The sequence below is a fragment of the Rahnella sikkimica genome (assembly GCF_002951615.1).
Taxonomy (GTDB): Bacteria; Pseudomonadota; Gammaproteobacteria; order Enterobacterales; family Enterobacteriaceae; genus Rahnella; species Rahnella sikkimica.
In genome coordinates this window covers 372,052-384,141 of sequence record NZ_CP019062.1, presented here as the reverse complement: position 1 = coordinate 384,141, position 12,090 = coordinate 372,052, and the positions used below count along the sequence as shown (strand labels likewise).

Genomic DNA, 12,090 nt, shown 5'->3' with positions numbered 1-12,090 from the left:
CACATGAATAATATGAACGTAATTATTGCTGATGACCATCCTATCGTCCTGTTTGGTATTCGTAAGTCCCTTGAACAAATTGAATGGGTGAACGTTGTCGGTGAGTTCGAAGACTCGACAGCACTGGTTAACAGCTTAAGCAAACTTGACGCCCATGTTCTGATTACCGACCTTTCCATGCCTGGCGACAAATTCGGCGATGGCATTACGCTGATCAAGTACATCAAACGCCACTATCCGCAGCTGTCCATTATTGTTCTGACCATGAACAATAACCCGGCGATCCTGAGCTCTGTTTTGGATCTGGATATTGAAGGGATTGTCCTGAAACAAGGCGCGCCAACCGATTTACCGAAAGCGCTGGCCGCGTTGCAGAAAGGCAAGAAGTTCACGCCTGACAGCGTTGCCAAACTGCTGGAAAAAATCAGCGCGAACGGTTACGGCGACAAGCGTCTGTCTCCAAAGGAAAGCGAAGTTCTGCGTCTGTTTGCAGAAGGTTTCCTGGTGACTGAGATTGCGAAAAAGCTGAACCGCAGCATCAAAACCATCAGCAGCCAGAAGAAATCTGCGATGCTGAAACTGGGTGTGGAAAATGACATCGCCCTGCTTAACTATCTGTCCTCCGTCAGCTCGCAGCCGGTAGACAGAGACTAACGTTTCAACGGGTTAGTCTTGTTGTTCAACGTTAAGACATGAAAAAGGCACCTCCGGGTTAATGCTGATCGTTTAAGAGAACTTGAACGATCCTGCAGTTAGGCGACAATCTGGCTCAAACATCGTTTGAGCCAGACACCTTATGAGCCTACTTTCCGAACAACTTCAGGTTGCCGCCGCATTTAACTACCCTGAATCTATTGATTCTTTTCAAAAAAATATTCCTCTCGAATGGATTGAACAAGCTCTCAGTCAAACCGGCAGAGCGACTGTTCGCAGACGAAGATTTCCCGCTGAACAGGTCGTCTGGCTTGTCCTTGGAATTGCTTTGATGCGTAACCGTTCTATTTCTGATGTCTGCGATAAACTCGATTTAGCCTTTCCTGACAGCCACGGTAATTTCTCGCCCATGGCAACGAGTAGTCTGGTCAAAGCCAGGCAGCGCCTGGGGTTCGAGCCCCTTCGACATCTTTTCTATTCCACCTCTGAGCAGTGGGACAAAGAAGATACGGAAAAATTTGTATGTGGCCTCAAAGTATTCAGCGTCGACGGAACCCAATTCAGAGCCCCGGATACTCCTGAGAATAAATCCTTTGGTTTTGCTTCCGGTAGTAACTCATTCCCTTCGGTTTTACTCGTTGCGCTTATGTCTGCGCGCAGTCATTTGATCACTGATGTTGCATTTGGGCCGGTAAAGAACAGCGAAATATATTATGCACAACAGTTGGTTAGCTCCGTTCAGGAAAACTCACTGACCCTCTTTGACCGGGCTTACTTTTCCGCAGAACTTTTACTTTCCTGGGAAGGCGCAGGAGCGAATACACACTGGCTAACACCGGTGAAAAGTAAAATGAGGCACAAAGTTATCGAGCAGTATTCTGAATACGATCAGCTTATTGAAATGCCGGTTTCTCCGCAGGCCAGAAAACAGTTCCCGCATCTTCCCCACACATGGTTGGCTCGTAAGGCATTGATAATAAAACCTTCTGGAGAGATAAAAGAATTCATTACATCAATGAAAGACCCTGAAAAATATCCTTTCGAAGACATCATTCAAGTGTACTGGGAAAGATGGGAAATAGAACAAGGTTACAGCGAGCTAAAATGCAGTCAGTTGGGAAATACAAATATCTTAAGAAGCCAAAAACCGGCGGGGATCTACCAGGAAATTTGGGGAATATTAATTAGTTACAATCTCGTTCGATTGGAAATGAGGCGAATGGCTGATGACTTCAATGTCCACCCTTTGCGCATAAGCTTCATAAATGCATTGCGGCTGATACAAGAGGAATTTTTGTGGTGTTCAGGGCGAACGCCGGGAACAATACCTAGAAAACTAAGAGACTTACGAGAGTCAGGTAAGCGATTAATCTTACCTGAAAAACGCAAAAGGCCAGCTTATCCAAGAGAAGTACTGGCTCGCCCTGCAAAGTATCCAACTAAAAAGAAAGCCGCTCGTTCTTAAGCGAGCGGCATTAACCTCCGGGTACCTTTTGCTTTTCTACGCCTGCTCGCTTTCACGTTTCTTACGGACCAGCGCGCTGTAGTAACTCAGCGTGCCGCGCAACGTATCCAGCGTAACCGGTTTCGACAGACAGTTATCCATTCCCGCTTCCAGACAACGCTGACGCTGTTCCGCCAGTGCGTTGGCGGTCACACCAATCACCGGCAGCGTATGACCCAGTTCGCGCAGTTTTTGCGTCAGGCCATAACCATCCAGCCGCGGCATGTTCACATCACTGAGCACAATATCAATGTCGTGGGAACGCATGGCATCCAGCGCGTCCATCCCGTCATTGGCGGTGACCACAATGTATCCCATCGTGCCCAGCTGATCGGCCAGCAGACGCCGGTTGATCGGATGGTCATCCACCACCAGCAAGGTGATATCGCTGTAATCCTGCACCACTGCCACTTCGGGTGCAGGCAGGCCGCCCTCTTCCGCTGACGATTCCAATTGATAAATCCGGTTTAGCAGCGCAGTGATTTCCAGCGGCGTCGAGGTGCTGTGAACCCAGTATCCCGGACGCGTCTCAACCGGCGGCCCAATGTGCGCGATAGAAAACTCAATTTGCGCCGCCAGTTCACCGTTGTGGATAAGCGGCGTGTCCGTGATCAGCACATCGTCATGCTGGCTTTGCAATCCCGCCTCACAGCGCTGGATATTTGCGCCGTGGTAGCGCAGGAGTTGCATCAGGTAGCTTTCGAGATAGGCGTTTCGCACATCCAGCCAGACCGTTTTGTCCTGCCAGTTATCCAGCGGCTCTTCGGACGGGAACGTGGCGTTATACAGCGGAATACGCACGGTAAATGAACTGCCCAGCCCCGGTTCGGATTCGACGTCAATATCGCCATCCATCAGGTTGATCAGCTTTTCACAAATCGCCAGCCCCAGCCCGGTGCCCTGGAAGTGACGCTGCACGCCGGTTCCGACCTGGAAGAACGGGTCAAACAGCCGCGTGATTTCCCGCTCCGGAATGCCCACGCCGGTATCGCGCACCTGGAATTCCAGATAATTGCCGCACGTTCTGACATTCAGAACGATGCAACCGGTGTCGGTGAATTTGATCGCATTATTCAGGATGTTGGAAATAACCTGCTGTAAACGCACCGGATCGCCGTTAAACGACAGCGGCACGTTGTGTTCAATAAAGCAGTAAAGGCCGAGGCGTTTCTTCACCACCAGCGGCAGATAGTTACCTGCAATGTGGGTGATCACTTCGCGGCACGAGAATTCCTGTGGTTCGATTTTCAACTGCTCGGATTCAATCTTCGAGAAGTCGAGAATATCGCTGATGATTTTCAGCAAAAGCGCGGAGGAGTTATTCATCGCCGTCACCAGACGATCAACGCCCTGCGGCAAACCCTGCGTTTGCAGTAAATCCAGGTTACCGATAATCCCGTAGAGCGGCGTTCGCAATTCATGGCTGACCGTCGCGAGGAACATGGATTTCGACTGGCTGGCCTGTTCCGCTGCATTGGCCATTTCCTGAAGCGATTCCTCCATTTTCACCCGCGAGCTGACATCAATCAGAACGCAGATCGCCACGTCTTCATTACGGTAGCGCGAATGAACAAAACTTAGCTGGATATTGTTGTTATTCTTGGTAATTACATCGACGAAATTGACCTGCTGGTCGCAGATGATCCGCGTAATACGCTGGCGATCTTCCTGCGTCAGCATACTGATATAGTTATGCGCCAGTTCGTTGCTGAGAATATTCACGCCATCGCTGATACGCAAAATCGAAATCCCCACCGGCGCGGAGGCGACAATTTTATGGTTAAACTGCTCATGTTCTTCCAGCCGGAAAGCATTCTCTTCCGCCGGTAAAAACATCTTGCGCTCAAACACCCAGGCCAGAATAAACAGCAGCAGACCGGAGAAAATGTTCAGCAATACGGCGTTGAAAATCAGTATCTTGAACCGTTCGAGTAGCGTATTGAACGGCATGGAATACACCACGCTCAGCGTGGAAGGTGCCAGCGGCTTTTTATAGATAAGGTCTTTATAGCCATTCGTGTAGCCAAAATACGAGCTTTCCTGCGGATAATTCCCCAACGTCGCCGTGTTTCCGTCATCTTCAGAAATGCTCAGCAGCGGCTGATCGTCTTCATCCAGCAGCGTCACGCCGGTGTGTTGTGCGTTCGGGTTAAGCAGATCTTCCAGACGCAGATTTTGCTGGATCCCCATCAGCGCTTCGAGTTTGTTACCGACATAAATGGGCGTTAATACATACAGATAGCCGGAATCTTTATTGGCGGACTGCGACACCCAGTACAGGCTGTTAGCTTTGTCCTGATTCTTGCCGTTGCGGTATTGCAGAATTTTTTCGTGCAGCGATTTCAGCTGTTCCTGACTTTCACGCTCCATCGGTTCGCTGCTAATCCCAAAATCGACCAGACACAGATTCTCGCCACTGATAAAGAACACGCGGTTCAGATCGTATGAATCCGAAAAGTTATCTTTCCAGTAATGGATCATGTTGCCGAGCGAGGCCAGCGAATTGCGGTAACTGTCATTTATCTGGGTACAGTCGGACTCTGGAAACAGCGAAAGATAGGTTGGTGGCGTATTTTTGGTGCTAATCATCCCATTGATGATATCCAGCCCGTTCATGGAATCGCTGAGCCGTTTTTCGGCCATAAACTTTATGCTGTGCATGACGTCATTGGAATTTTTGACGTAGCTCTGCGCCAGATCGTAGTTGAGGTTATCCTCATCGCGGATCTCGGATTCTTTGTTGTGGAAGATATTCAGCACATAGAAGGTGGTCAGCAACACACCCAGTGTCCACAACATAAGCGCCAGCACCCGGAAAAGGTAACGGGAGATTCTCAGCGTTGTGCGAAACGAAGCAAGATATTTCAAGGATTAACCATTGGTGTAGCGGCTCGGTGAGCAGAATGTAGATCAGAATACACTATTGATCGGCTTTCTAAAAAGCGTTGGGGAAATAGGCTGGTGTAAACGGAATGCGAGCCAGGTGATCGCTGACCACATAATGCAGCTGACCTTTTTCACTGCGTGCGAGAGGCGTTAATGCCCCCGGTTCATACAGCCAGTGAATGCTTTCTTCATAAGCCGGGATACCGTCGTTGCCCCCTGTACGCCATCCGGTGCCGGTGATGTTCAGGTTGTCGTCGTAACTGAACATCTCCAGCCGCGGCTGTTCACCGGTTTGTTCCGCGTGGATTATCTGGTCGTTGCTGTTGTAGTGATAATGGGACGCACCCCAGCGGACGTCGTCATTGGCAACTTGGGGCTAAAGTCAACATAGAGAATTTCCAAAGCGCAGCGCTGGCATATCGTCGGTTATATTCCGAACAGGGGCGATACCAGTACGCCGAATATTCATCTTATAGGTAAATGGTTACGCGAGGCGGGATTTTAGACGGGCGCACATCTTACCGTGAAAATATCAGACGGCTGTATTGTGCTTATTCGGTACAGCGAGGAAGTGGACGGCCTGAAGCATGAGCAGGCGTTACTTCGTCAGCAACTGCGGGATGTTAAGCAGGTTAACTTGCATATTAATAGCCTTCTGTGCGGAATGACTAATCAGGTGAAAAAATCCGGAAAAATCTGGTGATCTTTCCGGTTGTTATATTATTTTCGCATATAAGCAGTTATAGATTCAATATCTATAAAACTTGCTTTTATTCCTAAATTAAGATTAGCGCTTCTCACATTCAAACATACCTTTTCATTTGATTTTTCAATGGTAAGGTTCGCAATATAGTTAGTATCAACCCATCCTGACATGCTTACATCGTAGATATCGACAAAGGTCAATATAATCTGAACTGTATTGAATTTTTGTTCGACCCACTTAGGAGGCGGGCTGACTGGAAATTCATTCAAATTCATTCGAATAGAAATCTTTGGGCCATCTCTATGAAAAATAACCTCATGAATATCTACATTATGTAAACTCGGTTTATCTTTGTGATAAATAGAATCAATGTATTTCGAGTTAACAAGATAATCTGTCCATGGTTTCATGGTTTCTCCTAAAATGGGTAGTGTTCAAGCGTACCATCTATCTGACCATTTCTAGTGTCACTTTTCGGCCTTACATTTATATGAGAGCCTTGATTCCCAGGTGTACCATCTGGACCATAAATATGTCCAGGGGAGTGATCCTGAATAATAATATCTTCTTTCCCTGGTCGCGTGAATGTATATTCTCTGGTTTTAATTGGTTTATAATCTTCACCAAGTATATTGTGCCCATTACGATCTGTTAAATTAACCATGTCAACCTTTGACGGCTGTTGCCCCATCGGTACTCCCGCATCCCTTTTAGCTGCCCTAAATGCCTCATTCCTTGAATAAAATTTAGGCGGGCAACAAGCCAACCCCAGCGGATCCACCCAACTCAGCGGATTATGCACATACCCGTAAGGGTTCAACCCGCCCGCTAATCCTATCGGGTCAGGACTGAGATATTGCCCCGTTTCACTATCATAGTAACGGTGCCGGTTGTAATGCAACCCGGATTCTTCATCGGCGTATTGCCCGGCAAACCGCAGGTTACACGTCGGGCGGTCATCATTGGCGGCCAGACGGTAGCGGGTTTCTTTACCCCACGTGCTTAACCGGTTTGCCCATGCAACATCGCCTTTTTCGGTCAACAGCTCGCGGGGCGTGCCCAGGTGGTCGCTGACGACATAATGCAGCTGACCTTTTTCACTGCGCGCTAGTGGCGTTAATGCCCCCGGTTCATACAGCCAGTGAATGCTTTCTTCACCGGCAGGGGTGCCATCGGCGTAAACCGGCGTTTCTTCGATAAGCTGGTCGCCGCTCCATAAATAATCGTACCCTGCGGGTTTGTTGCCGTTGCCACCTTCACGACGTTTGCTGATGCGTCGTCCGAAAGCATCGTAGGCGTACTGCCAGCGTTCGCCATCGGGAGTGATGAGTCCGCACAACCGGTTTTGCGCATTCCACCGGTAGCGCCACACCTGCGGGCGAAAACCGGGTATTTCGGTTCGCCTTTCCTCCAGCTGTCCGGCGGTATCGTAGCGGTATTCACCGTTCCCTCGCCGTACTACCCGCCCGGCGTGCTGTACCTGATTTATCCGTTCAGGGATGCCGTCGTTGCCCCCTGTACGCCATCAGGTGCCGGTGATGTTCAGGTTGTCGTCGTAACTGAACAGCTCCAGCCGCGGTTGTTCACCGGTTTGTTCCGCGTGGATTATCTGGTCGTTGCTGTTGTAGTGATAATGAGACGCTCCCCAGCGGGCGTCGTCGATGCGCCGCACGTTGTACGCGCCGTCGTACGCCCAGCGGCGGTTCACTGCCGGCTCGCGTCCTGCGGTTTGCTCCAGCAGCATCCCCGTCGGTGAAAAACCTTGCGCTTGCGCAAACCCGGCGGCGCTGTACCGCCGGGTTTCACGCCCGAGCCTGTCGTATTCCATTTTCAGCGGAGTGAAATCATCTGCCCGCATCTGTTCCAGCCTGCCGCTGCAGTCGTAGTCAAACGACTACGACTGCGCACCGTTTTGGCGTGATATCGCCCGGCGCGTAAGCCCATCCCACCCGTGAACTACGTCGCGGCCATTGATACGTTCGCACACAAGATGGCCGCTGGCGTCGTATTCAAATTCCACTAGCGCGTCGTCGCTGTGTGCCTGCGTCATCCTCCCCTGAGCATCGTATTCATAGGCCGTGGTCGCGAGCAGCGTGGACTGCGTCGCGTCTTCCCGCCAGACCTCCTCGCGCAGCAATTCATCACGAACCGACCAGTGCCAGCGCACTTCACGCTGGTCGGCATGCCGCGCCAGGATCCGCCTTCCGGCGGCGTCGTAGCCGTACTGCGTCACGCGGCCGGTAAAATCAGTTTCACTGATCACCTGTCCGGCAGCATCACGCGCGTAGTGATAGGTTTCGCCACGGGCATTCGTGACCTGATTCAGCCGGGTCAGCGGATCGTAGCGGGTTTCCCGCCCGAGGGGATCGGTGTGTGACACTTTGTTGCCGCGATCCCAGCGCGTCAGCGTGATGCGGCCCAGCGGATCCGTTTCCTTCGTCACCAGCCCGAAAACGTTGTATTCGCAAACCGTGCGGCCACCTTCGCCATCGATACAGGTAGCGCGTGCGTACCAGGGCGTGATAAATCCTTTACCGACCGGGTTGTTCTCACAAACGCTGTGCGCGAGCGGTAAGTTTTCTGAATCGGGATGGCTGGCTTTCTGGATATCGGTCAGACGATCGGCCTTTGGGACAGAATCAGCCCCGCTATCTGACTCATTTATCCGGCACTCACCGCCAAATGCCGCTTCCCAAATAACAGGCTGGCGGATAAACGGTTCGGGTTCTGTCAGTGACCATTGTTTTGTGATTTTATTTTTTAAGAAATCCCGTTTTCCATTAACGGTTAATTTCTTTTCTAAAATAGAATGCCCGGATGCATTATTAATCTTTACGCTGACAGTCTGCTTTAATACCGGAGAGCCGTTATCTGCACAGGCACTTCCGGAAATAATGATATCGCAGGCGGGTTTGAAAGGAGCCAGATCACTTTCCTGTATAACCGAAGAGATATTCATATTACCCAGATATTCATCCTGAATGCTGAGCACTGCGGCATCATCATCCCTGACCCGGACGCGGAAACCTCCGCTGGCGTCAGGCTCCAGCCGGTAACCCACCTTCATTACCACCACATAATTTTCATTATCTTCAAGATCGAGCATTTTGAACTGCATCGCCGCAAAGGGCGTCAGATTTCGGAATTCCATTTTAAATACATCCTTTAATTTTCATCTTGTTTTAAATAAGACGCAACTGACCTCAGACTTAACAAGGATAAGAATAAAAGGAATAAATATTTTTCACGAGGTTAATTATCGTATTTTTAAAATAACGGTGTTAATTATGAAAATAATAACATCATGACAAAAGCAAGGCATATAGTTTGACTTCTTATTATTACCTCAGTGAATAGGCATTAATATTCATAAAAAATTAAATAAAAAAAGGGCATAACCAAAGTTATGCCCTTCATTCATCCGACTACGAAAACTTATTCTTCTTCGTCATCTGCTGGCTGATCGTCTTCACTTTCTGCTTCGTCTGGCAGATCGGCTGCTTGTGCCGCTTCCAGTTCGCCCGCTTCGGTGGCTACGCCATCCAGTTCTTCGTCTTCTACCGGTTCTGCAACACGTTGCAGGCCGACCACGTGTTCTTCTTCTGCCGTACGGATAAGCGTAACACCCTGGGTGTTACGGCCTACGGTACTGACTTCGGAAACACGGGTACGCACCAGCGTACCGGCGTCGGTGATCATCATGATCTGATCGGCTTCATCTACCTGAATCGCGCCAACAACCGGTCCGTTACGCTCACTCACTTTGATGGAGATAACGCCCTGCGTTGCGCGGGATTTGGTCGGGTATTCGGTTGACTCGGTACGTTTACCGAAACCATTTTGCGTCACAGTCAGAATACAACCGTCGCCGCGTGGGATAATCAGGGAGACAACGCTGTCGCCTTCGCCCAGACGGATACCGCGAACACCGGTCGCCGTACGGCCCATCGAGCGGACGGCTTCTTCGGAGAAGCGCACCACTTTACCGGCTGCAGAGAACAGCATGACTTCATCTTTACCGTCGGTCAGGTCAACACCAATCAGCTCATCACCCTCGTTAAGGTTGATGGCGATGATGCCGGCGCTGCGCGGACGGCTGAAATCGGTCAGGGCGGTTTTCTTCACCGTACCGCTGGCAGTTGCCATGAACACATGACGGCCTTCTTCGTACTCGCGTACTGGCAGAATGGCGGTAATACGTTCGTTTGGCTCAAGCGGCAACAAGTTGACGATCGGACGACCACGGGCACCGCGGCTGGCTTCCGGCAACTGATAAACTTTCATCCAGTACAGACGTCCGCGACTTGAGAACATCAGAATGGTGTCGTGGGTGTTGGCCACCAGCAGACGGTCGATAAAATCTTCTTCTTTAATACGGGCGGCTGACTTGCCTTTACCACCGCGACGCTGCGCTTCATAGTCGGTCAGAGGCTGATATTTCACATAACCCTGATGCGACAATGTCACCACAACGTCTTCCTGATTGATCAGGTCTTCGATATTGATGTCAGAAGAGTTCGCGGTAATTTCGGTACGACGCGGATCGTTATACTGATCGCGGATCGCTTCCAGCTCTTCACGAATGACTTCCATCAGACGATCAGGGTTGTTAAGGATGTACAAAAGCTCGGCGATTTGCACCAGCAGCTCTTTGTATTCATCCAGCAGTTTTTCATGCTCAAGGCCGGTCAGTTTCTGCAGACGCAGATCCAAAATCGCCTGTGCCTGCTGCTCAGTCAGGAAGTATTTACCGTCGTGAATACCAAACTCAGCTTCCAGCCATTCAGGACGTGCAGCGTCATCACCGGCACTTGCCAGCATTGCAGATACGTTGCCCAGATCCCATGAACGCGCAATCAGGCCCGCTTTCGCTTCAGCCGGAGATTGTGCAGCACGGATCAGTTCGATAATAGGGTCGATGTTCGCCAGCGCGATCGCCAGTGCTTCAAGGATATGCGCACGGTCACGGGCTTTACGCAGTTCGAAGATGGTACGGCGCGTCACCACTTCACGGCGGTGACGGACAAACGCGGACAGGATTTCTTTCAGACCCAAAATTTTCGGCTGGCCCTGGTGCAATGCCACCATGTTGATGCCGAAAGAGGTCTGCAACTGCGTCAGTGAGTAGAGGTTATTCAGAACCACTTCACCGACTGCGTCACGTTTGATTTCAATGACGATACGCATACCGTCTTTATCGGATTCATCGCGCAGTGCGCTGATGCCTTCGACGCGTTTTTCTTTCACCAGCTCGGCGATCTTTTCGATCAGACGGGCTTTGTTCACCTGATACGGGATCTCGTGAACAATAATGGTTTCGCGACCGGTTTTGGCATCCGCTTCCACTTCAGCGCGGGCGCGGATGGAAATCTTGCCACGGCCAGTACGGTAAGCTTCTTCGATGCCACGGCGGCCATTGATGATTGCCGCTGTCGGGAAATCAGGCCCCGGAATGTGTTCCATCAGCCCTTCAATGCTGATGTTTTCATCTTCGATGAACGCCAGACAGCCGTTGATCACCTCGGTGAGGTTATGCGGCGGAATGTTGGTCGCCATACCGACCGCGATACCTGACGAGCCGTTGACCAGCAGGTTAGGAATACGCGTTGGCATAACGGCAGGAATTTGCTCAGTGCCGTCATAGTTAGGCACAAAATCGACCGTGTCTTTTTCTAAATCGGCCAGCAGTTCGTGTGCAATTTTTGACATGCGGATTTCGGTATAACGCATGGCGGCGGCGGAGTCGCCATCCACCGAACCGAAGTTACCCTGCCCGTCCACCAGCATGTAGCGAAGTGAGAAAGGCTGAGCCATACGAACGATGGTGTCATAAACTGCGGTATCACCGTGTGGGTGATATTTACCGATAACGTCACCGACCACACGGGCCGATTTTTTGTAGGCTTTATTCCAGTCGTTACCGAGGACATTCATTGCGAAAAGTACGCGGCGGTGCACCGGTTTCAAACCATCGCGCACATCGGGTAACGCACGTCCGACAATAACGGACATCGCATAATCCAAATAAGAGTTTTTCAGCTCTTCTTCGATGTTAATCGGTGTGATTTCTCTGGCAAGGTCGCTCATGGAGCTGCTATCCCTCTACTGATTATTCATGGCCGCTGCCCACGTAGGCATATATAGCGCAAAGGTGTAAAACTATACCACAAACCAGCCAAACGTGGAAAACTACCGCCCCCTTTTGCGCAGTATTATCCAACATGATTCAAACCTTTGCGCAAACCGCGTGATTTCGTACAAACATTAACCACGCACGACAAAACTGAACCAAAGCAGGCGGAATATGTATAATCCGCGCATCAGGACATAAGGAGTTCAT

Annotated in this window: 10 protein-coding genes; 3 read left to right on the top strand and 7 right to left on the bottom strand. The window is 50.4% G+C overall.

Annotated features, from left to right (window positions below):
• Positions 1-3: 3 nt before the first annotated feature.
• Together rcsB and BV494_RS01820 are read left to right on the top strand one after the other, a co-directional pair.
• Positions 4-654, top strand: coding sequence for a response regulator transcription factor RcsB (gene rcsB, locus BV494_RS01825; RefSeq protein WP_104921302.1), 651 nt, complete (start codon positions 4-6; stop codon positions 652-654).
• Between the two features lie 142 nt (positions 655-796).
• Positions 797-2,119: an IS4 family transposase gene (locus BV494_RS01820; protein WP_104921301.1), complete on the top strand. Its 1,323-nt coding sequence runs from the start codon at positions 797-799 to the stop codon at positions 2,117-2,119.
• Between the two features lie 36 nt (positions 2,120-2,155).
• On the opposite strand, the gene rcsC is transcribed toward BV494_RS01820, so the two are convergent.
• Both rcsC and BV494_RS01810 read right to left on the bottom strand, forming a co-directional pair.
• Positions 2,156-5,026, bottom strand: coding sequence for a two-component system sensor histidine kinase RcsC (gene rcsC / locus BV494_RS01815; protein ID WP_104921300.1), 2,871 nt, complete (start codon positions 5,024-5,026; stop codon positions 2,156-2,158).
• Between the two features lie 67 nt (positions 5,027-5,093).
• Positions 5,094-5,312 (bottom strand): hypothetical protein, encoded by a 219-nt coding sequence (locus tag BV494_RS01810; RefSeq protein ID WP_104921299.1) that lies wholly within the window; start codon positions 5,310-5,312, stop codon positions 5,094-5,096.
• 126 nt (positions 5,313-5,438) lie between these two features.
• Between BV494_RS01810 and BV494_RS25670 the strand changes: the two genes are divergently transcribed.
• Positions 5,439-5,549: a SymE family type I addiction module toxin gene (locus tag BV494_RS25670; protein ID WP_192938124.1), complete on the top strand. Its 111-nt coding sequence runs from the start codon at positions 5,439-5,441 to the stop codon at positions 5,547-5,549.
• 215 nt (positions 5,550-5,764) lie between these two features.
• On the opposite strand, the gene BV494_RS01800 is transcribed toward BV494_RS25670, so the two are convergent.
• From BV494_RS01800 to gyrA, 5 genes are all read right to left on the bottom strand, one after another.
• A complete protein-coding gene (locus tag BV494_RS01800) occupies positions 5,765-6,160 on the bottom strand; it encodes an Imm50 family immunity protein (RefSeq protein ID WP_104921298.1) in 396 nt (131 codons plus the stop codon).
• Positions 6,161-6,168: 8 nt separating this feature from the next.
• Positions 6,169-7,164 carry an RHS repeat-associated core domain-containing protein gene (locus BV494_RS01795; RefSeq protein WP_255414954.1) on the bottom strand — a complete coding sequence of 332 codons (996 nt, stop codon included), beginning with the start codon at positions 7,162-7,164 and terminating at the stop codon, positions 6,169-6,171.
• A 111-nt stretch (positions 7,165-7,275) separates the two neighbouring features.
• Complete coding sequence (locus BV494_RS01790; RefSeq protein WP_104921297.1) at positions 7,276-7,608, bottom strand: hypothetical protein; 333 nt, start codon at positions 7,606-7,608, stop codon at positions 7,276-7,278.
• A 36-nt stretch (positions 7,609-7,644) separates the two neighbouring features.
• Positions 7,645-8,901 carry a DUF2169 domain-containing protein gene (locus tag BV494_RS01785; RefSeq protein WP_104921296.1) on the bottom strand — a complete coding sequence of 419 codons (1,257 nt, stop codon included), beginning with the start codon at positions 8,899-8,901 and terminating at the stop codon, positions 7,645-7,647.
• A gap of 284 nt (positions 8,902-9,185) precedes the next feature.
• A complete protein-coding gene (gene gyrA, locus BV494_RS01780; protein ID WP_104921295.1) occupies positions 9,186-11,837 on the bottom strand; it encodes a DNA topoisomerase (ATP-hydrolyzing) subunit A in 2,652 nt (883 codons plus the stop codon).
• Positions 11,838-12,090: the final 253 nt, after the last annotated feature.

What these genes read in the sequence shown, in the direction of transcription:
- rcsB (WP_104921302.1), top strand. Translation starts at nt 4, where the DNA reads ATGAATAATATGAACGTAATTATTGCTGATGACCATCCTATCGTCCTG.
- BV494_RS01820 (WP_104921301.1), top strand. Translation starts at nt 797, where the DNA reads ATGAGCCTACTTTCCGAACAACTTCAGGTTGCCGCCGCATTTAACTAC.
- BV494_RS01810 (WP_104921299.1), bottom strand. Translation starts at nt 5,312, where the DNA reads ATGTTCAGTTACGACGACAACCTGAACATCACCGGCACCGGATGGCGT.
- BV494_RS01800 (WP_104921298.1), bottom strand. Translation starts at nt 6,160, where the DNA reads ATGAAACCATGGACAGATTATCTTGTTAACTCGAAATACATTGATTCT.
- BV494_RS01790 (WP_104921297.1), bottom strand. Translation starts at nt 7,608, where the DNA reads ATGCGGGCAGATGATTTCACTCCGCTGAAAATGGAATACGACAGGCTC.
- BV494_RS01785 (WP_104921296.1), bottom strand. Translation starts at nt 8,901, where the DNA reads ATGGAATTCCGAAATCTGACGCCCTTTGCGGCGATGCAGTTCAAAATG.
- gyrA (WP_104921295.1), bottom strand. Translation starts at nt 11,837, where the DNA reads ATGAGCGACCTTGCCAGAGAAATCACACCGATTAACATCGAAGAAGAG.